The sequence below is a fragment of the Vibrio sp. SNU_ST1 genome (genome assembly GCF_030563405.1).
GTDB lineage: Bacteria > Pseudomonadota > Gammaproteobacteria > Enterobacterales > Vibrionaceae > Vibrio.
In genome coordinates this window covers 1,112,648-1,138,714 of record NZ_CP130748.1, presented here as the reverse complement: position 1 = coordinate 1,138,714, position 26,067 = coordinate 1,112,648, and the positions used below count along the sequence as shown (strand labels likewise).

Genomic DNA, 26,067 nt, shown 5'->3' with positions numbered 1-26,067 from the left:
TTTGATTTTAACGGCACAATCAAGCCGTTGAAAACCGCCAAATTTCGAAAGAGGATTAGATGGCTAAAGAAGACGTAATCGAGATGCAAGGCACTGTCCTTGATACTCTACCAAACACAATGTTCCGTGTTGAGCTTGAAAACGGTCACGTAGTGACAGCACACATCTCTGGTAAAATGCGTAAGAACTACATCCGTATTCTTACTGGTGATAAAGTAACTGTTGAGATGACTCCATACGACCTTTCTAAAGGCCGCATCGTCTTCCGTGCTCGTTAATTTTTAATTACCGAATACGATAAGAAGCGGAGCTCTCAAGGCTCCGTTTTTTATCGCCTGAACTTTTTCCCCACTCCAGCAACGCCAACCTAGCATCTAGCATCTAGCATCTAGCATCTAGCATCTAGCAAGCATAAAAAAACGCACAACCGAAGTCATGCGTTTAGTATCGTGATTAACTGTACTCAGTGCTCTTTATAAGCCGTTAGTGTTTAAGAACTATGCCTAATGCATAACCTCTTCTTTCGCACCAACATAGATGAAATCCAGTTCGTCTTTTTTCAGAGATACTTTAACCGTACCGCCGTCAACCAAACTTCCGAACAGCAACTCATTAGCAAGAGGTTTTTTAAGCTTCTCTTGAATCACACGTCCCATCGGACGAGCGCCCATGGTCTTGTCATAGCCTCTTTCAGCTAACCAATGACGAGCATCCTCAGAAACCTCTAAAGATACACCACGAGCGTCCAGTTGGACCTGAAGCTCAACAATGAACTTATCAACAACTTGACTTATCACACTTGGATCAAGGCTGTTGAACCAGATGATGTTATCAAGACGGTTACGGAACTCAGGAGTAAATACCTTCTTGATTTCACCCATCGCATCTGGCGCATGATCTTGTTGGATCAAACCGATCGATTTCTTCTCGGTTTCTGCGACACCAGCGTTGGTCGTCATCACTAGGATCACATTGCGGAAATCTGCTTTGCGACCGTTGTTGTCCGTCAAAGTACCGTTATCCATCACTTGTAATAACAAGTTAAAGATATCTGGGTGTGCCTTCTCGATCTCATCAAGTAGCACAACAGAGTGTGGGTTCTTGATAACAGCATCGGTTAGCAGACCACCTTGATCATAACCAACATAACCAGGAGGCGCACCGATCAAGCGGCTTACCGAGTGACGCTCACCGTACTCAGACATATCAAAGCGCAGAAGCTCAATACCCATCAATTTAGACAGTTGAACAGTCACCTCTGTTTTACCGACACCAGTAGGGCCAGCAAACAAAAATGAACCAACAGGTTTATTGTCTGCACCCAACCCTGCACGAGTTAGCTTGATCGCTTCGCTCAATACATCGATCGCTGGGTCTTGTCCAAATACCAACATTTTCATGCGGTCATCCAGTTTCTGCAGCGTATCTTTGTCTGAAGATGATACTGACTTTTCAGGAATACGAGCCATTTTCGCAACCATCGACTCGATATCAGCCACGCTCACTGTCTTCTTACGACGACTTGCTGGCGCCAAACGACTACGAGCACCCGCTTCATCAATAACGTCAATCGCCTTATCTGGAAGGTGACGTTCATTAATATACTTAGCAGACAGCTCTACAGCGGCACGTAACGCTTTGTTGGTGTAACGTACTTCGTGGTGAGCTTCGTATTTTGGCTTCAAGCCAATCAGAATCTTGGTTGTATCATCTAGCGATGGTTCAACAATATCGATTTTCTGGAAGCGACGAGATAAAGCACGCTCCTTCTCAAAAATACTGCTGTACTCTTGGTAAGTGGTTGAGCCAATACAACGTAATTTACCGCTGCTTAATAGTGGTTTAATTAGGTTTGCCGCATCCACCTGGCCACCCGATGCTGCACCCGCACCAATAATGGTATGGATCTCATCGATGAACAGGATGGCGTCTTCTTCTTTCTCTAGTTGCTTCAGAATCGCTTTAAAGCGCTTCTCAAAATCACCACGATATTTCGTTCCCGCAAGCAGTGAACCAATATCCAAAGAGTAAATCACGCTGCTCTGAATAATTTCAGGTACTTGGCCTTCAACGATGCGCCATGCAAGCCCTTCAGCGATAGCAGTTTTACCTACACCCGCCTCTCCCACTAATAGAGGGTTGTTCTTACGACGACGACACAGAACTTGAACAGTACGTTCTAGTTCTTTGTCACGACCGATTAGTGGGTCAATGTTACCTTGCTTTGCTACCTCGTTAAGGTTGGTTGCAAAGTTTTCTAGACGGTCTTCTGAGTTAGCTTCTTCGGCATTCTCTGCACCACCAAATGAATCAGGAGATGAACCACTATCGCCTTCACTACTGCCTTTGGTAATACCGTGTGAAATAAAGTTCACTATGTCTAAGCGACTAATGTCGTTTTTCTTAAGAAGATACGCCGCGTGAGATTCTTGCTCACTAAAAATAGCCACAAGTACATTTGCACCGGTTACTTCGCTGCGACCTGAAGATTGAACATGAAAAACAGCGCGCTGAAGTACTCGTTGAAAACTCAGCGTGGGCTGGGTTTCACGAGTCTCGTCGCTTTCAGGGATGAGTGGCGTCGTTTGGTCGATAAAAATATCGAGCTCATTGCGAAGAGCATCGAGATCAGCCTGACAAGCTTGGAGCGCTTCCTTGGCCGCATCATTTTCTAATAATGCTAGTAGGAGGTGTTCGACAGTCATGAATTCATGTCGCTTGTCTCGCGCACGAGAAAATGCGCCATTTAAACTCGTCTCTAATTCTTTATTTAGCATAAGTACCTCCTAAGGGAACAACAGTGTTGTTCGAGCAATTTACACTTGCTCCATTGTACATAGTAGCGGATGCTCATTTTCCTTTGAGTACATCGTTACCTGCGCTACCTTTGTTTCCGCTATTTCAGCACTGTATGTGCCGCAAATAGCTTTACCTTCATAATGAACCTTGAGCATCACTTCCGTTGCTTTTTCGATATCTAGTGAGAAAAGTCGCTCTAGGATCTCGATTACAAAGTCCATGGGCGTGTAGTCATCGTTATGTAATACAACGTTATACATTGCCGGTGGCTTTACTTTCGTTCTCTCTTTCTCCAGTAAATCTGAGCCTGGAGATGCCCATTCAAAGTTTCTGCTCATATTAGCTTTGCTAAGGGTTATTTTTCGGAAGTCGTGAATGTTTAGTTAACTCAAATTTACCACATTCACGCATTACGGTGTACTAAGAAACTGCACCAAGAAACAGTACCAAAAAATATTCCTCTATACTGAGCCTAATCCACCATTTCCATCGCTGCAAATAAAAGATCTCGATTAACAGGATTAACATATGTGATTGATTAAAAAGACACCACAACTATTGATGGTGACGATAAGATCGTCGTTAAGTTACTATTTAGTTAATAGTATGCAGTCAATCTCGAATGTGATTTGTTATTAAAATTGATCATTTTTATACCAATTTGCTATTGACTGTACTCAATCATTAGCTACATTGGAGCTAAAAGGTTTTTCTGATACAACTTCGTAACACGATTCTAAACCTAGTAATAAGCGTTAAAAATTTATAATAAGGAATAATTACGCAGGGTAGCGTTAATTTCCGTAAGCAATGTATGAGATTCAAGCTATCAGCTGAAATTGTTTAGTTGATAGGAATAATATCAATCGAACTTACATTGATTTGATATAACAACGTTAGTAACAAAATGCATGAGGGATGTATAGCATGGCTACAGGTACAGTAAAATGGTTTAACAATGCCAAAGGGTTTGGCTTTATTTGTCCAGAAGGTGAAGATGGCGATATTTTCGCGCACTACTCCACAATACAAATGGAAGGTTATCGAACCTTAAAGGCAGGTCAACAGGTCGATTATGAAGTAGAAAGTGGACCTAAAGGCTCCCATGCTAGCTCCGTTGTTCCTGTAGAAGGCAGCGCCGTAAAATAGGCGATTGCCAAACATGTAGATCTCTATCAGTCTTAATTGACGACTGTCAGGTAAGCAGAACATTGAAACCGCTCATTTCATACCTGTAATACAGGCTTAAATGGGCGGTTTTTCGATCTGAGAGATAAAAGCTATTCACAGTACAATTTGCCCGAGAGATCCCTTTAGCTAGGTCTAGGAAGCATTATGAATAAAAAAAGACGCTTTAACGTTATCGTTAAAGCGTCTTTCGTTTTGACTTTATCTGTGACTTAACTTCCAGACCAAGCAACTCGTTAGTAAATCATGTTCATGACTTACTAACGATGAGTCCAATCACTATGCGTCAATAAATGCGTTTAGCGTTGAGCTTGGGCGCATTAGTGATGAAACCAATGCATCATCAAGTAGGTAATAACCACCTAAGTCGCCAGCTGGACCTTGAGCGTTATTCAGCTCAGCAACAATAGCTTCTTCACTTTCAGCCAATTGAGTTGCAACACCTGCGAACTCAGCAGCAAGGTCAGCATCAACCGTTTGCTCAGCCAGCGCTTTCGCCCAGTATGCTGCAAGGTAGTAGTGGCTACCACGGTTATCAAGCTCACCCACTCGACGTGAAGGAGACTTGTTGTTATCTAGGAATTCACCCGTCGCTTTATCAAGCGCGTCAGCGAGAACTTGTGCCTTAGCATTCCCCGTAACTACGCTTAGGTGCTCTAGAGATGCCGCTAGTGCCAAGAACTCACCAAGAGAGTCCCAACGCAGGTGGTTTTCTTTCTCTACTTGTTGAACGTGCTTAGGCGCAGAACCGCCAGCACCTGTTTCAAACAGGCCGCCACCGTTCATAAGTGGAACAATCGATAGCATTTTAGCTGACGTACCAAGCTCTAGGATTGGGAACAAATCAGTTAGGTAATCACGTAATACGTTACCTGTAACCGAAATCGTATCTAGACCTTCTTTGATACGAACCAGTGAGTACTGAGTTGCTTCTAAAGGAGCAAGGATCTTAATTTCAAGACCATCGGTATCATATTCAGGAAGGTAAGCTTCAACTTTCTTAATAAGCTGAGCATCATGCGCACGAGACGCGTCTAGCCAGAATACTGCAGGAACACCCGAAGCACGAGCACGAGTTACCGCTAGCTTAACCCAGTCTTGAATTGGTGCATCTTTAACCTGACACATACGGAAGATATCGCCTTCCTCTACGTCTTGCTCAAGCAGTACTGCACCTGAAGCATCAACCACTTGAACCTGACCAGCAGCTTCAAGGATAAAAGTCTTATCGTGAGAACCGTACTCTTCAGCTTTTTGAGCCATCAAGCCAACGTTTGGTACACTACCCATTGTTGTTGGATCGAAAGCACCATTCTCTTTGCAGAAATCAATAACTGCTTGGTAGATGCTTGCGTAGCTGCGATCAGGGATCATAGCTTTGGTATCTTTTTGCTTACCTTCTGGATCCCACATTTGACCAGAAGAACGTAGCATTGCAGGCATAGATGCATCAACAATGATGTCGCTTGGAACGTGTAGGTTAGTAATGCCGCGATCCGAATCAACCATCGCTAGTGGTGGTTGAGTCTCGTATACCGCTTGTAGGTCAGCTTCAATCGCTTCTTTCTGCTCTTGAGGAAGCGCTGCAATCTTCGCGTAGACATCACCGATGCCGTTATTTACATCAACGCCAAGCTCTTCAAACAGTTGACCGTGCTTAGCGAATACGTCTTTGTAGTAAACCTTAACCGCATGACCAAAGATCACTGGGTCAGATACTTTCATCATCGTCGCTTTCATGTGAAGAGAAAGCAATACGCCTTGCTCTTTAGCCGATGCGATCTCTTTCTCGAAGAATGCAACCAAAGCGGCCTTGTTCATCACTGACGCATCAATGATCTCTTTATCTTGCAATGCAAAAGCTGGCTTCAGAGTTTTCTTCGCACCATCTTTGCCAACGAATTCAATGCTAACTTCTGTAGCACCTTCAATTGTTACTGATTTTTCGCTGCCGAAGAAGTCTTTGTCGTCCATACTTGAAACGTGCGACTTAGAATCTGCAGACCATGCACCCATTGAGTGTGGGTTTTTCTTCGCGTAGTTCTTAACAGAAAGTGGAGCTCGGCGATCCGAGTTACCTTCACGTAGCACAGGGTTTACTGCACTGCCTTTTATTTTATCGTAAGTTGCTTTAACGGCTTTCTCTTCGTCAGTGTTTGCTTCTTCTGGGTAATTAGGAAGTGCGTAACCTTTTGACTGAAGTTCTTTGATTGTTGCTTGAAGTTGAGGTACAGATGCAGAGATGTTTGGAAGCTTGATGATGTTCGCTTCTGGTGTCTTAGCCAATTCACCTAGTTCAGCTAATGCATCACCAATACGTTGCTCTACGTTCAAGTAATCAGGGAAGTTGGCAATAATGCGCCCTGCAAGTGAAATGTCGCGAGTATCAACGTTAATACCAGAAGAAGCCGTAAAAGATTGAATGATAGGCAGCAGAGAGTAAGTTGCTAGCGCCGGAGCTTCGTCAGTAATGGTATAGATGATCGTTGGTTTTTCAGTAGGCATGAAATTTCCCTATAGTTCTTACAAGCTCACTTAAAGCAGTGAGAGTGTTATAAATTGACCAGTAAGCCACTCTAAGAGTGAAAACTGCTTACTCGATAGTCGTACTCTATCTTATTTTTCATGCAATCTTGACGACAGCATGAGCCAAATCCGTGAGTGCATTGTTTTAATAAAAGAGCCAGTTATAATAAAACACGAAGGTATAATTAAACAAATCAGGCTTAAGAGTCCATCAACTTGTTCTATTTTGTGTCTTTTAGGCGCGCAAATGATAGCTCAATTCCGTTTCCGTGAAAACTTTTCAGCACACTTCGTTTACATTTTTGCAAGGTAGTTAACATGTCTACTCGCTCACGCAGCGCATCTCGTTCAGACAAACCGGCTCGTTCTGGTACCACATTAAAACAAAGCGGTAATAGACAGAATCAACACAGTGGTAAAAATGACACTGGCAGTTCACACAAAAAACCGTACTCCAGCAAACACCGATATAAAGGTAAACCTACCCACGCAAAGCCTAAGGTAGCCCCCGAAGATCGCAAAGTGATTCTATTCAACAAGCCTTTTGATACGCTCAGCCAGTTCACTGATGGCGAAGGTAGAAAAACGCTAGCGGATTTTATTCCAGTAAAAGATGTTTATGCTGCTGGCCGCTTAGATCGCGATAGTGAAGGTTTATTGGTCTTGACCAATGATGGCATCTTTCAAGCTAAGTTGACTCAGCCGAACTCAAAATCACCCAAGACTTATTGGGTACAGGTTGAAGGTGCACCTTCTGAGAAAGATCTAGATAAACTGAGAAAAGGTGTGGAACTAAAAGATGGCATGACATTGCCTGCAGAAGTACAAGTGATGCAAGAACCTGAGATTTGGAACAGAACACCGCCAGTGCGCTTCAGAGCGGCGATACCAACAACATGGTTAGCTATTACCATCATCGAAGGACGTAACCGTCAGGTAAGACGAATGACGGCAAACATAGGCTTCCCTACCCTGCGTCTAATCCGCTACTCAATGGGCAATATGGACGTGGGTCAGCTTCAGCCAGGTGAATGGAAAGAAGTTTGAAACCAACGACGAAATAACCAAATAAAATGGCCGCTGATTCAGCGGCCATTTTTATATGCAACGGGCAAATTCCAGATACAAAAAAGCCAGTCGTAAGACTGGCTTTTATCAACGTTTAACAATTACTAATTAAGTAACTATTAGAAGCTGTAGAACATTGCAGCAAATACTGCAGTCTCGTTACCTTGATCAGCAGACTTTGTGTCAAGGTCACGTAGGATATCGATACCCATGTCAACACGGTCGTTAAGAGTGTACATAGCAGCGATGTTTACGCGAGACATATCAACATCGGCTTTACCAGCAAGTTGGAAGTCAGTTTCAACAGCGTTGTAGCCTGCAGCAAGTTTTAGAGCTTCAGTTACTGCGTAAGAACCTGATAGGTAGTAACCAGTGTCCGTAGAACCTGTTTTAGCTTTAGTCTCGTTATCGTTAACCCAGAAGTTTGCACCTAGAGATGCTGCACCTAGAGTTACGTTACCAGATAGAGAGATAACTTCTTGGTCTTCTTTACCAGCTTCACGAGTTTCGTAACCAGCGTAAACTTTGTAAGTCTCTTGCTCTACACCGAAGTAGCCGTTGTAGCCAGTTTCAGCTTTTTCACGGTTATCATCAGTTTCAAAAGTAGAGATACCGTATGCAAATGCAGATGCCTTACCTTCAAACTTGATTACGTTGAATGCGTCAGAAGTGTCGCCTGCAGAAGAACCGAACTCGTAAGTGTTGTCGCCAGCGCCATCAACTTTATCAAGTGCAGTATCATTTTCCCAACCGAAAGATACTAGACCGAAATCAGTTTCGTAACCTAACCATGCTTTATCTAGGTCAGTTGCAGGGCCAGATTGAATGTTTTTCTTAGCTTCATCTGTGCTGTAGTTTAGCTCTAGATCAACTTCTACGTAACCACGTAGACGGTTGTTTTGGTAGATAGTCGCAACTGTTACTGCAGTAGCCCAATCATCGTAAAGAGCTTTAGTTTTTGTATCGTAGTAACCACCAAGACCGATTGCACCAGAAACTGAGAACTGGTCTTTGTGCATTGGGTCAAACTCAAAATTTGGCTTAGAGTTTTGAGTATCAACGTTTGCGAATGCAGAAGTAGAAGCTGCTGCTACTACTAGAGCTAATAGAGTCTTTTTCATAATAAATCCACTGCCTTTTCTAAGAATGGGAGATCCTTGCCCGGTTCCCTTTTATTTTTTATGACTGGTCATTACTACTCTTTGGTAGTTAATCACCGCCACTAAATTTCGTGGTCTAGATTGCAAAAGATTATCCTGCGTGTCAAATAAACTAAAAACAAACCTAAAAAAAACAAAAACACATAAAAATCATAGGTTTACATTTTTTTTCATCATTTTACGAGCAACTTACCCTTAATTTTCAAGGGAAATATAATAGCCCAAATAAAGAACAAGTCAGTACAACACTCCGCAATAATGGGTTAAAAGCTTAATTCACAGAATATAACACCTGCATCGTGCGGTTTTTTAATATATATATTTCGCAACATAAATAAAATCGTTAAGTTCCTGAAGGTTCAGTTTTTTTTTGTGAACGAGATCTACCTTTGATTCAAAAGCAAGCTGTTTTGCGGTAAATGTACCGACTAGTGATATGTGCTACTATCCTCGCTCCGTTACGTAGGTCACAGTATGCTAACTACTAAAATTCAAAATTCTATACGCACCAGTTATCAAAACCTCCAAGATCAGTTGGATAACTTTGTACCTCGACGTGCTCAAAATTACCTTGTTGCAGAAATAGCCAAGACACTTTGTGGTCAATACCACAAAAGTAATCGCATGATTGTTGCTGAAGCAGGTACCGGGATCGGGAAATCACTGGCTTATTTGATGGCAACAATTCCTGTTGCGGTACTCAACAATCGGAAAATCGTCATTTCAACAGCAACGGTTGCGCTACAAGAACAACTCGTCAATAAAGATCTCCCCCTATATAGAAGACTTACTGATAGAGAGTTTTCTTTCATTCTTGCAAAAGGTAGGCAGCGTTATTGTTGTACAGAGAAGTTAGCCGCTGCGTGTGGGGTTGATGGCGGTCAAATGGCCATGTTCGAATCCAAACCAAAAAAGAAAGACATCGAACAACTGCAAACCATGTACCGTAGTTTGACTCAAGGTAAATGGGATGGCGACCGTGATTCTTGGCCAAAACCTATCGACAACATGATTTGGCAGATGATCGTCAGTGATAAGCACAGCTGTAACAACAGTATGCCTACACACAGAGACTGCCCTTTCCAGAAAGCGCGCTCAGAGCTAGATAAAGCGGACGTGATTATCGCCAATCACAGTTTAGTGATGGCTGATGCGGACCTAGGCGGCGGTGTGATACTGCCAGAACCAGAAAATAGCATCTATATATTTGATGAAGCTCACCACTTGCCACATGTAGCAAGAGATCACTCCTCTGCGGCCGCAAGCTTAAAAGGTGCGGCCTCTTGGTTAGAGCGTTTGAATCAATCGATCACTAAGCTTTCGGGGCTAGCAGACGAGAAACGTGTTCATCGATTTAGAAATGAGTTGCAAGACTCGGTACAACAACTGATCCCGACCCTGACTCAAATGAGTAAACAGTTTGACGCTAGCCACTTTGAAGATGGCTTGTATCGCTTCGAGCATGGCGACTTACCTGAATGGTTAGAAAGCGAATCGAAAGATCTCAAGCAATTAACGCAAAAGGCGAGCCAAGCCGTTGCGAAAATTGCAGACTTGATTGCAGAACGAGTCAAAGATGGAGAGCTTTCAACAAAGCTTGCAGAGCCTGCGCTTGCAGAGATTGGCTTCTATATACAAAGAACAGAAAACCTTGCTCAAGTTTGGCGATTAATGGCTGAACCTAAGAGAGAAAAAGGGGCGCCTTTGGCTCGTTGGCTTGAATTAAGCAAAGAAAGCGAGGGGGACTTTGTTGTTAATGTCTCACCATTAGAAGTCGGTTGGCAACTGGACCAACAGATTTGGAGTCGTTGTGTTGGTGCAGTGTTAGTATCTGCGACCATGAGGGCGCTCAACTCTTTCAGCTTTTTTTGTCATCAATCAGGTATCAGCCAAAAAGCAGAAGATGGTGTACAATTTCTTGCTTTGGCATCGCCGTTTGATTACCAGAACCAAGCTGAGCTGGTTATTCCTGCAATGAAGTATGAACCGCAAGCACCTCAGTTTACTGAATATCTTATTGAAATATTGCCTAAGGTAATAGAAGACAACAAAGCCAATCTCGTTCTATTCTCTTCTTATTGGCAAATGAACCAAGTGGCCGAGGCTTTGGCAACAGATTTCGTTAAAAAGTCGTGGGCATTACAGGTTCAGGGTGATACTTCACGAACTGAAATTCTAAAAAAACATAAAAAGCTCATTGACCAAGGTAAAACCAGCGTTCTTTTTGGAACGGGTAGCTTTTCTGAGGGTCTCGATCTACCGGGCGAGCTGCTTGAAAACCTCGTTATTACCAAGATTCCTTTTGGGGTTCCGACCTCTCCTGTAGAGCGAGCACATTCAGAATATATTGAATCTCGTGGCGGTAATCCTTTTATGCAGATTACTGTTCCCGAAGCGAGTAAAAAGCTTATTCAATCGGTGGGTAGATTGCTGCGTAAGGAACGAGATTCTGGTAAAGTCACGATCCTTGATAGACGCATAGTCACGAAGCGATACGGAAAGTCCCTACTCGATTCACTACCGCCTTTTAAAAGAACAATAAAATACTAATTTTCCTACCCTCGAGGTAGTAATGGGCCTGCCATCGCTAGGCCCTTGCATTCACAACCCAACATGACTAATCCCTCGATTTTTCATGTGGCTGCCCGAACAGCCGATAACGAGAACACTAGCTATTTATGGAAATGATTGAGCCAACCATGTTGGTCATACTTGCCTTGGTTGCATTTGCTGCAGGCTTTATTGATGCTGTCGCCGGTGGCGGAGGGATGTTAACTGTCCCAGCTTTATTATCGCTTGGTTTACCACCACACATTGCACTCGGCACTAATAAGCTGGCCGCAACGTTCGCCTCATCAACAGCCGCTTTTACTTACTATCGCAAGAAGCTGTTCAAACCTGAATGTTGGGTCAATGCATTCATATCTACTTTAATAGGTGCAACAATCGGCACCCTGACCGTCGATGCCATAAGCACAGAGTGGTTAGAGAAGGTATTACCGCTAGTCATTCTTGCAGCAGCGGTCTATACCATTTTTCATAAGACTCCAGACGTGAGCCATAATGTGTCTCCTAAACCATGCCCAGTACTTAAGAGAAAGCAAAAGTACCAAGGATTCATTCTCGGCTTTTATGATGGTGTTGCAGGCCCCGGAACCGGCGCTTTTTGGACTGTGAGCTCGATGGCGCTTTATCGCCTAAATATCTTACTTGCTTCTGGTTTGTCTAAAGCAATGAACTTCACCAGCAACTTCACCTCTTTGGTGACCTTCGCGATTCTTGGTCATATTGATTGGGTTCTTGGCTTAACTATGGGTCTTTGTTTGATGGCTGGAGCATTTGTTGGGGCACATTCTGCTATTCGTTTCGGTGCTACATTTATACGACCTGTTTTTGTTACTGTTGTAAGCGTACTTGCGATTAAGCTGGCTTACGAAGCTTGGTTTGTAACCTTATAGCCCAGTAGGCAGTCGCCCAAGGTAAGTAAAATGAATCATTTCTCTAAATTAAAAAGCGTCATTGATACCTTAATTGGCCATTGCTCTCAGGTTGATAAATCTCGAGGGGCTTATCATCAAGCGTTGTTTGATAGAACCTTGTTTAAGTGCAGCTCTTCTATTTTACTGCCCTACGCACTCGAAGCTCAGGCAACGTACCGCACCATATTGCGAGAGCAGGCCAATAATCAGCTCACGGCATCTCGCGCGACCTACCTGACTGAAAAGCTAACCAATCAAATAGCAGCTGTCCAAAGAGAGTTAGCCAATCATGATTTAAGGTTAGATCGAAAAAGTAAGTCAGGGAAAAACCTTAACGACCTATATAACGAACTCGCTCAGCATCAAGATTGGCAAAAGCGATTGGTCGATTTAGTACGAATACGCAAGTTAGCGTTTGAATCTGCGCCTCGCCACAGCAAGAAAAAAGCGGACGAGGTTTGGCAATTAGCAAAAGAACGATTAGAACGCTGCGAAGACTCCATGAAAAATATTGAAAGACTGATCAACTTAGAGAACCCTAAGCGAAATGAGCACTGATAACCCATCATCACCACTGGATAACGCCCCAGAAGAAGTTAAGTTAGCTGTCGACCTGATCTATCTGCTCGAAAGCAACGAAATCGATCCAAAAGTTGCGTTAGAAGCAATTAAGATTGTCCAACAAGATTTACAAGCCAAACTAGCATCTAGCATCTAGCATCTAGCATCTAGCATCTAGCATAAAAACATACAGGATTCACATGTACCAACTTAGCTTTTCTATGCCCGAGTTTCTTGAAAACTACTGGCATAAAAAACCAACCATCTTGAAAGGTGGCTTCCAAAACTTCATCGACCCAATTTCGCCAGAAGAACTTGCTGGTTTATCGATGGAAGAAGAAGTGGATTCTCGCTTTGTCTCTAACCTCGACAACCAATGGACTGCAGAACATGGTCCATTCTCAGAAGAGAAATTTGGCGAACTCACTGAAACACATTGGCAATTGATCGTTCAAGCAGCTAACCACTGGCATCAAGGAGCCAATCAGCTGACTGAAGCGTTCCAAGCGTTACCAAACTGGTTATTCGACGATCTAATGATCTGCTATTCAGCCCCAGAAGGTGGCGTTGGCCCCCATATTGATCAATACGATGTATTCATCATTCAAGGCCAAGGTAAACGCCAGTGGAAAGTCGGCGCGAAAGATGTTGGCCAATACAAAGAGACCGTTCAAGCTTCTGCACTTCGTCAAATTGAAGGTTTTGACCCGATCATTGATGAAACTTTAGAGCCAGGCGATATCCTTTATATCCCACCAGGTTTCCCGCATGAAGGGAACACGTTAGAGCCGTCAATGAGCTACTCTATTGGCTACCGCTCCCCTAAAGAGCAAGAGCTGATCAGCAACTTTGCCGACTTTGTACTTGCTCATGATATGGGTGACGTTCACCTGCATAATCCAGAGTTCAAAACGCAAGAAGGCTACGGCAAAATTCGTTCATCGGATTTAAGCAATCTCACTGACATGTTGAAATCTGCACTAGAGCAACCTGAAACCATCAGTGAATTCATGGGTTGTCTGCTAAGCCAATCACGCCACCAGTTAGATATCGTCGCTCCTGAGCCATTATGGACAGAAGAAGAGATCGCCCAGCACTTAGAGTCAGAAGGCGAGATCTGTCGAGTATCGGGGTTAAAAGCGCTTTACCATGAGAATGAAAGCAACACAGCTTACATCAATGGGGAAGTCGTTAAAGTTGAACTGGCTGATTCGTCGCTACTAAACGTACTGTGTGATGATTCGGTAATTAACTCAACAACTAATCTTTCTCCTTCAGGTGTAACAGTCGTGACAGAATTAGTGAATAAAGGTTACTGGTTTATCGAAGACTAACTTCGTTCATCGGTTTCGCGGATATCGCCAAGCCCTAAAGCGTTAGAGCCCAAGAAAATAAAAAGGACAAATGAAGATTTCATTTGTCCTTTTTTCTATTCAAACGTTTAATAAATTTAGATCACTAAACCGTGAACAACTAGACCGACCTTGAATGACTAAACCTTGAACTGCTAGACCTTGAATTGATTCACCAATTTCTGCTGCTGTTGGGACAGTTGGTCAATTTCGCTGCCCACTTGTTCAGAAGCTGCGGCTTGATCCAAGATCTTCGCACTCAAATCACGGATATTAACGACACTTTGGTTCACTTCACCGGAAACCGATTGTTGCTCTTCTGCCGCTCTCACGATCTGGTTGTTCATATCACTGATCGCTTCTATAGAAGTAAAGATCGAACCCAGATCTTCGACCGCTTTTTGAACATGTGATGCCGTGTCGTTAGCGAGAATATTACCTTCTTGTATCGCTTCAACGACATCTTGAGTGCCCGCGTGGACCTTGTCGATCACAGCTCTGATTTCACCAACCGATGACTGTGTACGACTTGCGAGGTTTCTTACCTCATCAGCAACGACGGCAAAACCTCGACCTTGCTCACCAGCACGAGCCGCTTCAATCGCGGCATTCAATGCCAGTAAGTTGGTTTGCTCAGAGATCCCTTCAATCACACTTAAGATCTCTGTAATGTTTCCGTTATTCTTGGCTAGCTCTTCAACAATAGGCACAGCGCTCGACATACGATCCACCAGCTTTCTCATTTCACCGGCAGAAAGTTCAATAACCTGTTGGCCTTGCTGAGCAGAACGATTCGCTTCACAAGCGGCATCAACGGCTATTTCAGCATTTTGTACCACTAAGCCCGAAGTCTGAGTCATCTCTTCTGCCGCGGTCGCCACAAGATCCACTTCTTTAAACTGAGACTCACTACTTTCGCGAGTACTTGATGCAGAGGCCTTCGCTTGGCTTGTCGTGCTCGCCACTTGCTCTGTGGTCTGAATCACCTCTTTAATCGTGTGTTGAAGCTTATCTAAGAACAGGTTAAACCCTTGTGACAACTGACCAATTTCATCTTGAGATTTCACTTCCAAGCGTTGCGTTAAATCACCTTCACCAGAAGCAATATCGTTCAGTCTCTCAACCACCTGTCGAATAGGTTTAACAATGGACAGAGAAGCAAAAGCGATGATCGCTAGACCGAAAAGAATAAAGCTAATACCCGCAATCACTTCAGTCTTAATACCCTCACTTAGCTTAGTACTAATAATGGCATCCAATTGGTTCGCGTCAGCAACCACACTCTCTCTTGGAATCTCAAACAGCACACCCCAAGTTTGATTGGCTGCGCCAACCGGTGCAAATGCGAGTAACCACTCACCATTCTCACTCCACTGAGTCGTAACTTCACCACCGAAGATAAAGTCAGTCATTAGATCGCTACTTGTATTGTTACTTTGAAAACTCGAACCAAGCGCAATGCTTTGGTCATCAGAGGCGATAACTGAACCGTCTAAACTAACAACGTAAACCGCACCGGCACCATTAAACAAACTTTGATCTGATTGAGTTACAACATCGGTTAAACCATCTAGCCTTAGGTCGATGCCCAAGAAACCAATCGCCATACCATCAACTAAAATAGGCACCGAAATTGAAGACGTAAGCAGTTCTTGACCACCGCTACTCACGACTCTTGGCGTACTAATACACGTTTGTCCAGATGACAAAGGACAGAAAAAGCGTTCGCTATTACTGTCATCACTCAATGTTGATTCTGATAGCACATTCGGCAGAACATTCTCGCCATTATCTGCGACCTTCCAATAAGGAGCAAAACGCCCCCTTTCGTTAGAGCCAACATATTCAGCATCGACATAATTATCATCTTCTGCATCAAGTAAATCGGGCTTGAAGACTAGGTAAGCCCCTTGAATAGAATCAAAGTTCAAAACGGAACGACGAACCATTTCATCTAACGCAGTACGAAGCTCTTCACTTGGGGTAAAGTTTTCGTCTGCGTTGTTCTTTAGAAACTGGGCACTAGAAGCCAACATTTCTGCTCGATAAATAGCTTCATCGACATAACGTTGAGTTTCTTGAGCATTAAGCTGAGAAACGGATGCCAACAACTGTTGAGTTTTGTTAATCACCGATTCTGAACTTTGAGATTTTATGACCTGTTGATTGCTCGTCGCGTTGTAGATCGAGAAACCAATGAGAGACAGTGACGTAATGATTAAACAACAACCTGCTAAGAGAGTTATTTTCCACTGTACTGATAGAGAGCGCATTTAATATCCTTATTTAAGCCAAAAGACTTCCATAACCGTAACCATCACATTGGTAACAAACTGCTATGCACAATGTGAATGAGTTAGACGAATAGCTTAGCGGATAATTACAGCACAAATTACGTGCATATAAAACGAAAGTTTATAGAAATGTTAATAAATCGTGTGCTTTGTCTGTTATTGCTTTGATTTCAAGAGCTTTCAGCTTGTCAGACTTAGGCTTCTTTGTGCCTACGCTTCCGGTCATTAATAACGCAAATTGATTCATAGTAATGGCAACATTTCAAGGAAGCCGATGACTCCTTTTTATTTTATAACCTCAGCAGATTCGGATTAGTTTTTATAATCCAATCTATAGATTTTTATCTTGATCAACGTCACACTTTTTGGTTGCTAAGTAGGCGTTCAATCTCTAATATCTCGCGCCTAGATTCCCTATTTACTTTACTTGTTTGGCTCTCCTTAATGGAACGCCAAGGCTTTTTACGTCCTAATTTTTGGAGAAATACGCAAATGTCCGCCTCGTTTCCATTAGCGAAACTTACCTTTTTAATCGCTATCCTGACTGCCGTGGGTCAAATGACTCAAACGATGTACGTGCCTTCTATCGGTCATATGGCGGGTGAGTTCTTGGTTTCAGCATCCTCGCTTCAAGCTGTGATGGCGTGCTACCTGATCCCTTATGGTCTGTCGCAATTTGCATACGGTCCACTTTCTGATCGCCTAGGTCGCAAACCAATCATCGTTGTCGGTTTGATCATCTACATCATCGGTACTTTGGTGGCACTGTTTGCTCACGAATATGAATGGTTCTTAGCAGGTAGCTTTATACAAGGTTTGGGCATCGGTTGTGGTGGTGCGATGTCTCGTACATTGACTCGCGACTGTTTTGAAGGCGCAGAACTGCACCGCGCAAACAGCTTAATTAGCATGTGTGTGATTTTCTCACCATTGATGGCTCCTGTATTAGGTGGGTACTTAACAGAAGCTTTCGGTTGGCGTTCTAGCTACTTGTTCCTGGCGCTGTTTGGTATCGCAGTGGTGATCACCATGATGACGAGCATGATGGAAACTCTGCCAAAAGAACGACGCAAACATGAATCGGTTGCCAACAGCTACAAATTCGTTCTATCTGACAAACGTTTCCAAGGTTTCTTATTAGTATTGGTCGCAACATTTGCAGGCGTAGCGGTATTTGAAGCTGCGGCAGGTGTATTGCTTGGCGGGGTACTTGGCTTGCCAGCAACCACAGTAAGCTTGTTGTTTGTATTACCCATTCCAGGTTACTTAGTCGGTGCAGGCCTATCCAGTTACATCGCACAACGTAGCAGTGAGCGCCGCGCTCTGAATGTTGGACTAGTTGCTATCTTGGTAGGGTCTACCGTGGTGTTGATACCAGGTCTATTTGGTCAAACAACAGCATTAACTTTGATTGGCGGCGCAACCATTTACTTCTTGGGCGCTGGTATCTTATTTCCGGCGGCAACAACAGGAGCGCTTTCGCCATTCCCGTACCACGCTGGTACTGGAGGTGCGATTTTGGGTGGGATGCAAAACCTAGGTGCTGGCATCGCAACACTATTAGCCTCATTCTTCCCAGCTCAAGACCAACTGCCACTCGGTTGCTTGATGATTGCAATGTCATTCATCGCCATGCTTGGTTTACGTTGGGTTAATCGTAAACCTGATCATTCAAACGAAATGCCATTGGCTATCTAAAGTAAATCTACCCCAACCCAAACAACTAAGAGGGACATACTGAAAAGTGTGCCCCTTTTTTACACATTTATTCCCACCACTCTCACGTATCAGTAATTTCATCTAACATTGCTTTGATTTTTTGAAAACAATAACAGACACTTACGATGAAAGTGCCTATCCAGAATCCAATTATAAATAACATCACTGGAAGAACCCAAGCTCAGATTACAAAGGATGTTGGCAACAAAACAAGTAAGGTGCACTCTAAGGATATACAGATGCGTTTCGCTTTAACCACATTAGCCGTATCGGCCGCACTTGTCGCCGGTTGCAGCAATCAAGGAATAACAACCATGGACCACAACTCTCCATCGCAACTCGTCGCACAGCAAACCCAAGCACCCGTTACTAAGAAAGTCCCTCATACAATGACGATTCATGGTGATACCCGAATCGATAATTATTACTGGATGCGTGATGATGAGCGCCAAGACCCAGAGATCTTGCACCACCTCGAGCAAGAGAATCAGTACGCAGAAACCGTACTGAAACATACGGAAGCATTACAAGAACAGTTATTTGAAGAGATCAAAGGGCGAATCGCAAAAGACGACCATTCGGTACCGGTTCGCAAAGGCAACTACTACTATTCGAATGAAGTCACAGGTGACAACGAATACCCAGTTCACTTGCGTGAAAATGACTTTTTAGGTAAAGACAAGCAAGTCATCTTAGATGTTAACGAACTAGCAAAAGACCATGAGTTTTTCAGCATAGGTGGCTTAACGATCAGCCCAAGCGAAAACTTGTTGGCCTATGGCGAAGACACGCTGAGCCGCCGTATTTACACCATCAAGATTAAAGACCTCACGACAGGTGAATACCTAAAAGATGAAATTGAAGGTGCTTCGAGCGCTATTGCATGGCAAAACGACAACCAAGCCTTTTACTACATCAAAAAAGATCCACAAACATTACTTGGTTATCAAGTTTACCGCCACGTTTTGGGCACACCTCAGACAAGCGATGAGTTAATCTACGAAGAAACCGACAGCACTTACTACACCTCTTTGAGCAAAAGCAAAGATGGTGAACAGGTCTACATTTGGCACTCGAGTACAGAAACCAGCGGTGTTTCAGTCATAGATGCCAACAACCCAAACGCTAAAGCTGAAGCTTTCTACCCACGAGAAACGGGTATCGAGTACAGCATCGCTAAGCTAGGTGATTGGTATTACATTTTCACCAACTACCAAGCAGTCAACTTCCGTTTAATGAAAGTCACAGCCGAAGAGATGCATGACCGCTCTAAATGGGTCGATGTCATTCCTGCTGACGAGAATACCCAGCTTGTTGACTTCGAGCTGTTTGATGACCATCTGGTTTACGAGCAACGTGCAAATGGCTTGTCTACAGTCAGAGTTCGTCAACTCTCCACGAGCAAAGAGTTCCCACTCGAATTTAACGACACCGCTTTTGCTGCTTACCTAACGAGTAACTATGAATTAGATAACTCAAAAGTTCGCGTCTATTACAGCAGCTTAACCACACCAGGTACTTACTATGATTTCGACCTAAGTTCAGGAGAGTCCGAAGTCATGAAACAAACACCTGTATTGGGTGATTTCGAAGCGGATAACTACCAATCAGAGCGAATCATGGTAACGGCTCGCGATGGTAAGCAAGTACCTGTGTCTTTGGTATATCGCAAAGACTTATTCAAGAAAGACGGCACTAATCCTATCTACCAATACGGCTATGGCTCTTACGGCCACACCATTGAACCAACCTTTGGCTCGGCTCGTCTGAGCTTACTTGATCGCGGATTCGTTTATGCGATTGCACATATTCGAGGTTCAGAGATGCTTGGGCGCCCTTGGTATGAGGACGGAAAAAAGCTAACCAAGCAAAACACGTTCAACGACTTTATCGATGTAACCAAAGGGCTGGTTGAAGAAGGCTACGGCGCACAAGATAAAGTGTTCGCCGTTGGTGGTTCTGCTGGCGGCCTATTGATGGGTGCAATCATCAACCAAGCACCAGAACTGTACCGTGGCATAGGAGCACATGTTCCGTTTGTCGACGTTGTCACAACCATGCTTGATGAATCGATTCCTCTCACCACTAACGAGTATGACGAATGGGGCAACCCGAACGATAAAACCTATTACGATTACATGCTAGGTTACTCACCATATGACAATGTGAAGGCACAAAGCTACCCGAACATGTTGGTAACAACAGGCCTACATGACTCACAAGTACAATACTTTGAACCCATGAAGTGGGTGGCGAAGCTGCGTGAGATGAAAACAGACAACAACGTGCTGCTGTTCAAAACCGATATGGAAGCAGGTCACGGCGGGGCTTCCGGTCGATTTAAACGATTAAAAGAAGACGCACTTGAATACGCGTTCTTTTTAGACCAGCTAAAGACTCAGTAGATTCTGCGAAAAAGTGAGTCTTCACACCATTTTGTCGCCATTTAGGGGCGACAAAATGGCGACAGAAATTATTAAGCATGCTTAAATACGATTAATCATGAAATCCACCAAATCAAAAAGCCCTTGAAAAGCAAGCAATCACAAGGGTTTACGAGAGGTATAAAAACAAATGAAAGTAATTAGCTTCAACATCAATGGCCTTAGAGCCCGTCTTCATCAGCTTCAGGCTATTATCGATAAGCACCAACCTGATGTGATTGGTCTACAAGAGATCAAAGTGCACGATGAAGCCTTCCCACTAGCCGATGTTGAAGCTATGGGTTACAAGGTTTACTTCCACGGTCAAAAGGCGCACTACGGTGTGGCTATGCTGTGTAAGCAAGAGCCAATTTCGGTACAGAAAGGCTTTCCTACAGACAATGAAGATCATCAAAAGCGTATGATCATGGCGACGTTTGAAGATGAAAACGGTGAGAAGGTCACTGTGCTAAATGGTTACTTCCCTCAAGGGGACAACATTAAGCATGAAACCAAATACCCGTACAAGCGTCAGTTCTACAAGGACTTAATGACGTACCTGAACGATTACCATAACAAAGATGAACAAGTGATCGTAATGGGCGACATTAATATCAGCCCTACCGATATTGATATCGGTATTGGTGAACCTAATGCGAAACGTTGGTTGAAAACCGGTAAATGTTCTTTCCAACCAGAAGAGCGGGAATGGTTGAAAACATTGATGGATTGGGGCTTTGTGGATAGCTTCCGTTTGCTGCACCCTGAAGTGAACGATCAATACTCGTGGTTTGATTACCGCTCAAAAGGTTTCGTGGACAACCGCGGCCTACGCATTGATGTAGTACTTGCGACTCAGAAGCTTGCTGATAAGTGTACTGAAGCGGGCATCGACTACGAGCTACGCGGCATTGAAAAACCGTCAGATCATGCTCCGATTTGGTCAACGTTTAAGTAATCATTTTTAGGTAACCAAACTTAGCCATATCGAGTAGCACGCAAACTATGCTCACTAGGCTAACCAGAAGTGAATAACGAAAGAGAGGAGATAATATCTCCTCTCTTTTTTATTCGCTACTCTTATCCAGCGTATGGCTAGTTAAGCGGCCAAGCGGTCGTGCCGTCAACGTCTAACGGCGTCTTAGCAAATTCATCTAAGCAATAGCCTTGATTAGACGATGCAAAATATGTCAAAGGCATGTTACTTAGGCTAAGCGCTGTGACTTGTTGCTTCGCTTTATCACTGAAACTGAATCCCCACATATCTAAGTATTGCGTCATATTCCTTTCTGCAACGTAGCTTAATGCGATAAGTAACCAGTCATTGTTGCTGATGCCTTCGGCTTCTTGTTGGGTGTAATCTGAAAAGCCAATCGAGCCTTTACCGTTATTCCAAAGAGTATCACTGGCTTTCAAGCGATTAAACTCGCGTTCAATCAAGTGTAAACGCCCTAGTAAATGCCAACCTGAATTCAATACACCTTGCTGCTCCGTTAGCATCATCATTTGAATGAAAACACGAGCGCCCCAGCTCCAACCAGTTTGATTCTGAGCCGCCATAAAAGCGTTTGGATCTGGCTGAGTTCGGCTCTGTTGTAACAGTTGATACTGCCCTTTAAAGTCTAAGCTTTGGCAAGACGATACCTTTGCCGTGTCTTTGTAATACTTTGATTTACTAAAATACGAATAGTAGTTGGTTGTTGAGTGGCCTTCCCATCCAGCGAATCTAAAACGCCCTCTTTCCAACCCATGACCAAGCTCGTGCAAATCACCATGCCCTAGAGGATGAAAAGACCAATAAGCATCGTAAGGGTTCCCTGAACAACCATAACCACAAGTCGCTTGATCGGCATTCATGTGCTTCACAATATCAATGTTCGCAATTTCCCAACCCTTTGCCTCTCCGTATTGATGAATTTCAGCAATTTCATCAATTCCCGGCCCTTTGAAACCCGCAAGTGCATGAGGAAGGTTGTGTACGTAACGCTCAGTAGCAAGAGCCATATCATGCGGCTGTACCCAATCAGAGGCTCCGATAGACTCTTTCATCTTGTCTAGCTTAGAGTGAACTTCAAATCCGGGAGTCACCAACTCAGCCCAATCAAACTTTCCTTCTTCAAGCTGCGCGACAAAGCTATCGTTGTCCGCTTTACTTCGCCAAACAGGGTGTTGGGCAACATTTTCAAAACGCAGCTCAACATCGATATCGTTGGTATCAAAATGAACTTGTAATGTCCCGCCATAGGCAGAGGTCAGGTATATCGTTTCCCCATGTTTTACGGGGTAAGTTACCGAAGTCAAAAACTTCGGCCTTGCATAGCCGTCTTTACCCGAAAACTCATGAGTCGCACCGCTACGTAGTGTGTTGAGGGCAATAGACGTTGCCACTTTGTTATTATCTAATCGTGTCACTTTGATCGTCTTACCCGGTAAAGCATATACACCCGCCGCACGGAAATTTCTCTTTGACTCTAAAGTAATATTCTTGGTGATGAGAGGGACATTCTTAAAGTTCTTGGTGCTGAAATTCCCTAAACTCGGCTGTGCTGCATTATGTTGTCGAGTGTTGTATGTCGCGTAATCACTGTAATACGATCGAAGAAAGTCGATTCTATCTGTTACGTCTTTACCCATTGGGTACTTAACGTTTTGTCGGTAATGATCAGCAAGTAGCAATAACAGCTTTTCATATTCGTAGTTCGTGGATGCAAAGAGATCAATTTTCTTGCTATCAAGCGTCGTTAGGTGTGAACGAATACTGTTCGCGGCCTTATAGAACTCTCCATCCATATTGGACTCATCTGGGCAAGATTTGTCATCACATAAATTCAAGTCAACAGTGAAACTATCGTGTTTCAGGCGCTGTAAAAGTGCTTGTTGTTTGACGATATTATCTGGCATGCGATCAATCAGTTGTGTTGAATCCCAATTTGATAGCCCTAGCTTGCGCCAATAATTATCACCAACATACGTCATATGCATTTCTGCAAATAACGCGTTGCCTAATTTCGTCATACCGCCATCAAGATGCAAGTACAGCACGGGAATCTTTTTGTTGAACGCTAAACGTAACCCCGTCATTACATCGTCAATTTCGTCACCATCATTTAACTTTTGAGACAAAATCAATAAATCAGGGTTGTTTTTTTCAATACATTGGCTCAATTTGCTGCCGTCACAGGCGTTGTCATCATTGATAACCATCGAAGGATTGATGTTGCTCGTTAGCCAGTTTCGCGTTGCTTTGTCATCAGGAAAATAATAAGACTGATCCATCTGAGCCAAGACAACATTCTTAGGTGAACTTGTGCCTGATGCCCAACCCACCAAGTTTTTCAACCACACTTCCATTTCTGTGTTGACTGAATCCGTTGAACGTTGCTTAGTTCGAAATGGGTTACTTGCTAACGCAGCGTAACGACTACCGCTCGATGTATAACCTGCAATACCAATCGCAAGCTCTTGGTCAGTATATCCACTCTGCATCGCTTTATTGGTTTGCAGGATGACATCGTTGAAGCCGTAAGTTGGTAAGATTATCGCGGCATCGTGTGTTGGATCCCAATGAAGATCGCGCAGCGGCGTACCGTCTGAATTTTTAGACAGAGACTGTTTAATTTGACTGTAATCGGATTTGTATTGGGCAACGAGCGCTTGGCTGGCGTCAATAAACTCATTGGCATTAGATACAAGGGATGCATCTCCGGATTCAAGCGCTTTTTGTACCGCCGTTTTACTCGGAGGTTGAGCAGAATCACTAGAACCACCACATGCAGAAAGTAGTAGAGACGACGGCAAAATTAGACACAAAGATAAGATGTTTTTTTTCATTGTTATACGACACTCAAAAAAATTGGAGCAAGTGTATCTATGGGTTTAATGAAGTCAATTGATTCGACTAATGGGTTCGTAATTTATGGAGTGAATTTAACAAATACCACTTAAACTTATTGGTACCCGAACAATTGAATTGAAATTAAAAACGGCGCTACAAGAGCGCCGTTTATCTAAGAAAATCTGTATCGTAGAGTTAACTTAAAGGCCTTAGGTAAGCAAGGAAACGCTTCTCTGCGAATTTGAAAATCGCAATGATGATAAACGTTAGTGCCATGTAGAACAGCCCTGCAGTTAAGAATGACTCGAATGGAGCGTAGTAGCGTGAGTTAACCAAACGTGCTGCACCGGTTAAGTCCATAATCGTTACGATACCGGCTACCGCTGAGCCATGAAGCATGAAGATAACTTCATTACTGTATGCGGGTAATGCGCGACGTAAAGCACTTGGCAAAATGATACGACGGTAAGTCTTTGGTGTACTCATACCATACGCTTTTGCAGCTTCAACCTCTCCTTTTGGTAAACCGTTGATGGCACCACGAATGATCTCTGCCGTATAAGCTGATGTGTTTAGGATGAATGCCACTAAAGCACAGAACCATGCGTTTTCCCATAGGGTATCTTTCACAGGGAAGAATTGGTCCATACCGTAGTAAATCAGATACAACTGCACCAGTAACGGTGTACCACGGAAGAAATAGATGAACGACCAAGCCGGCGCGTTAATCAGCATATTGGGGCTGTTGCGAGCAATAGCGAGTGGTATGGCTACACATAAGCCAATGATCAAAGCAACGCAAACCATCCAAGCCGTTGTCCATAAACCACTAACGTAAATCGGCAGGCTTTCAATAATCAATGAAAAGTCCATAACTACCTCGCGTGGATACTGAATTTACGTTCAACCAGCTTAAGTAAGCCCGTCGAAACACTGGTAAAGAATAGGAAGATAAGTGCAACCGTCATATAAAAGGTAAATGGCATTTTAGTTGAACCCGCCGCCAATGCGCTTACACGTACCATATCTTCTAAACCGATAATGGATACCAGAGCGGTCGTTTTAAGCAATACCAACCAGTTGTTGCCGAAACCCGGTAAGGCATGACGAATCATTTGCGGAAGCAGGATACGACGGAACGCTAATACAGGGCCCATACCATAGGCCTTTGCCGCTTCCATTTCGCCGCTATCAACAGCCATGATGGCGCCACGGAATGTTTCAGCCATATAGGCACCAAAGATGAAGCCAATGGTTAAAACACCTGCAATAAACGGACTGACATCAATATAATCTGGTAAGTAAGCGGTCCATTCGTGGTTAGGATCACTCGACGTGAACCACTCGTTGAGCCACTCATTGATGGAATACAAACTGTTATTTAAAAGGATTTGTCCACCAAAGAAAATCAGCATCATCAATACGAGGTCAGGAATGCCTCGAATGACGGTTGTGTAGAGGGTTGCAATAGCACGAGCCCAACGATAAGGCGCGAGTTTTGCTAAGGCACCTAGCATACCAAGAACCATAGCTAAAATTAGCGACAGTAAGGCAACTTCGATTGTAAGCGCCGCCCCTTTCAGGATCGAAGCTTCATATCCTTGTAAATCAAACATAATGAATTCCAACAGAACTGCGAAAAAGTTGGTAAGACAGGGAGAGG

At 43.6% G+C, this 26,067-nt stretch carries 19 protein-coding genes; 11 read left to right on the top strand and 8 right to left on the bottom strand.

Features of this window, described 5'->3' with window-relative positions:
• Positions 1 to 59: 59 nt before the first annotated feature.
• Positions 60 to 278 (top strand): translation initiation factor IF-1, encoded by a 219-nt coding sequence (gene infA, locus Q5H80_RS05070; protein WP_001040192.1) that lies wholly within the window; start codon positions 60 to 62, stop codon positions 276 to 278.
• Between the two features lie 225 nt (positions 279 to 503).
• On the opposite strand, the gene clpA is transcribed toward infA, so the two are convergent.
• Complete coding sequence (gene clpA / locus Q5H80_RS05065) at positions 504 to 2,777, bottom strand: ATP-dependent Clp protease ATP-binding subunit ClpA (RefSeq protein WP_304569042.1); 2,274 nt, start codon at positions 2,775 to 2,777, stop codon at positions 504 to 506.
• A 39-nt stretch (positions 2,778 to 2,816) separates the two neighbouring features.
• Complete coding sequence (gene clpS / locus Q5H80_RS05060) at positions 2,817 to 3,137, bottom strand: ATP-dependent Clp protease adapter ClpS (RefSeq protein ID WP_304569041.1); 321 nt, start codon at positions 3,135 to 3,137, stop codon at positions 2,817 to 2,819.
• A gap of 589 nt (positions 3,138 to 3,726) precedes the next feature.
• Here clpS and cspD point away from each other — a divergent pair.
• Positions 3,727 to 3,948 carry a cold shock domain-containing protein CspD gene (cspD, locus tag Q5H80_RS05055; protein WP_009846336.1) on the top strand — a complete coding sequence of 74 codons (222 nt, stop codon included), beginning with the start codon at positions 3,727 to 3,729 and terminating at the stop codon, positions 3,946 to 3,948.
• 318 nt (positions 3,949 to 4,266) lie between these two features.
• On the opposite strand, the gene Q5H80_RS05050 is transcribed toward cspD, so the two are convergent.
• Positions 4,267 to 6,492 carry an NADP-dependent isocitrate dehydrogenase gene (locus Q5H80_RS05050; RefSeq protein WP_304569040.1) on the bottom strand — a complete coding sequence of 742 codons (2,226 nt, stop codon included), beginning with the start codon at positions 6,490 to 6,492 and terminating at the stop codon, positions 4,267 to 4,269.
• Positions 6,493 to 6,831: 339 nt separating this feature from the next.
• Between Q5H80_RS05050 and Q5H80_RS05045 the strand changes: the two genes are divergently transcribed.
• The gene (locus Q5H80_RS05045) at positions 6,832 to 7,560 is read left to right on the top strand and encodes a pseudouridine synthase (protein ID WP_304569039.1); all 729 of its coding nucleotides are present in this window, start codon (positions 6,832 to 6,834) and stop codon (positions 7,558 to 7,560) included.
• Between the two features lie 140 nt (positions 7,561 to 7,700).
• Here the strand turns inward: Q5H80_RS05045 and Q5H80_RS05040 are convergent, their stop codons facing one another.
• Positions 7,701 to 8,702, bottom strand: a complete 1,002-nt coding sequence (locus Q5H80_RS05040) for a porin (RefSeq protein ID WP_304569038.1) — start codon at positions 8,700 to 8,702, stop codon at positions 7,701 to 7,703.
• 513 nt (positions 8,703 to 9,215) lie between these two features.
• On the opposite strand from Q5H80_RS05040, the gene dinG reads away from it, so the two are divergent.
• From dinG to Q5H80_RS05015, 5 genes are all read left to right on the top strand, one after another.
• The gene (dinG, locus tag Q5H80_RS05035; protein ID WP_304569037.1) at positions 9,216 to 11,291 is read left to right on the top strand and encodes an ATP-dependent DNA helicase DinG; all 2,076 of its coding nucleotides are present in this window, start codon (positions 9,216 to 9,218) and stop codon (positions 11,289 to 11,291) included.
• A 128-nt stretch (positions 11,292 to 11,419) separates the two neighbouring features.
• Complete coding sequence (locus Q5H80_RS05030) at positions 11,420 to 12,199, top strand: TSUP family transporter (RefSeq protein WP_009846330.1); 780 nt, start codon at positions 11,420 to 11,422, stop codon at positions 12,197 to 12,199.
• A gap of 30 nt (positions 12,200 to 12,229) precedes the next feature.
• A complete protein-coding gene (locus Q5H80_RS05025) occupies positions 12,230 to 12,778 on the top strand; it encodes a primosomal replication protein (RefSeq protein ID WP_304569036.1) in 549 nt (182 codons plus the stop codon).
• Positions 12,768 to 12,938, top strand: a complete 171-nt coding sequence (gene rsmS / locus Q5H80_RS05020) for a pleiotropic regulatory protein RsmS (protein WP_086049099.1) — start codon at positions 12,768 to 12,770, stop codon at positions 12,936 to 12,938. Before Q5H80_RS05025 ends, rsmS begins: the two co-directional genes overlap by 11 nt.
• A gap of 43 nt (positions 12,939 to 12,981) precedes the next feature.
• On the top strand, positions 12,982 to 14,115 hold the full coding sequence (locus Q5H80_RS05015) for a cupin domain-containing protein (RefSeq protein ID WP_304569035.1): 1,134 nt from the start codon (positions 12,982 to 12,984) through the stop codon (positions 14,113 to 14,115).
• Positions 14,116 to 14,288: 173 nt separating this feature from the next.
• Here the strand turns inward: Q5H80_RS05015 and Q5H80_RS05010 are convergent, their stop codons facing one another.
• A complete protein-coding gene (locus Q5H80_RS05010) occupies positions 14,289 to 16,406 on the bottom strand; it encodes a methyl-accepting chemotaxis protein (RefSeq protein ID WP_304569034.1) in 2,118 nt (705 codons plus the stop codon).
• 513 nt (positions 16,407 to 16,919) lie between these two features.
• On the opposite strand from Q5H80_RS05010, the gene emrD reads away from it, so the two are divergent.
• The 3 genes from emrD to xthA all read left to right on the top strand — a co-directional run bounded on the left by emrD (position 16,920) and on the right by xthA (position 21,527).
• On the top strand, positions 16,920 to 18,125 hold the full coding sequence (gene emrD, locus Q5H80_RS05005; protein ID WP_065678765.1) for a multidrug efflux MFS transporter EmrD: 1,206 nt from the start codon (positions 16,920 to 16,922) through the stop codon (positions 18,123 to 18,125).
• Between the two features lie 335 nt (positions 18,126 to 18,460).
• Entirely contained in the window at positions 18,461 to 20,551 is a 2,091-nt protein-coding gene (locus tag Q5H80_RS05000; RefSeq protein ID WP_304569377.1) for a S9 family peptidase, read from the top strand.
• A gap of 169 nt (positions 20,552 to 20,720) precedes the next feature.
• Positions 20,721 to 21,527 (top strand): exodeoxyribonuclease III, encoded by an 807-nt coding sequence (gene xthA / locus Q5H80_RS04995; RefSeq protein WP_017102068.1) that lies wholly within the window; start codon positions 20,721 to 20,723, stop codon positions 21,525 to 21,527.
• A 137-nt stretch (positions 21,528 to 21,664) separates the two neighbouring features.
• On the opposite strand, the gene Q5H80_RS04990 is transcribed toward xthA, so the two are convergent.
• The 3 genes from Q5H80_RS04990 to Q5H80_RS04980 all read right to left on the bottom strand — a co-directional run bounded on the left by Q5H80_RS04990 (position 21,665) and on the right by Q5H80_RS04980 (position 26,020).
• Entirely contained in the window at positions 21,665 to 24,400 is a 2,736-nt protein-coding gene (locus Q5H80_RS04990; RefSeq protein ID WP_304569033.1) for an ImpA family metalloprotease, read from the bottom strand.
• A gap of 199 nt (positions 24,401 to 24,599) precedes the next feature.
• Positions 24,600 to 25,277 carry an ABC transporter permease gene (locus Q5H80_RS04985; protein ID WP_304569032.1) on the bottom strand — a complete coding sequence of 226 codons (678 nt, stop codon included), beginning with the start codon at positions 25,275 to 25,277 and terminating at the stop codon, positions 24,600 to 24,602.
• A 2-nt stretch (positions 25,278 to 25,279) separates the two neighbouring features.
• On the bottom strand, positions 25,280 to 26,020 hold the full coding sequence (locus Q5H80_RS04980; protein ID WP_304569031.1) for an ABC transporter permease: 741 nt from the start codon (positions 26,018 to 26,020) through the stop codon (positions 25,280 to 25,282).
• Positions 26,021 to 26,067 lie beyond the last annotated feature (47 nt).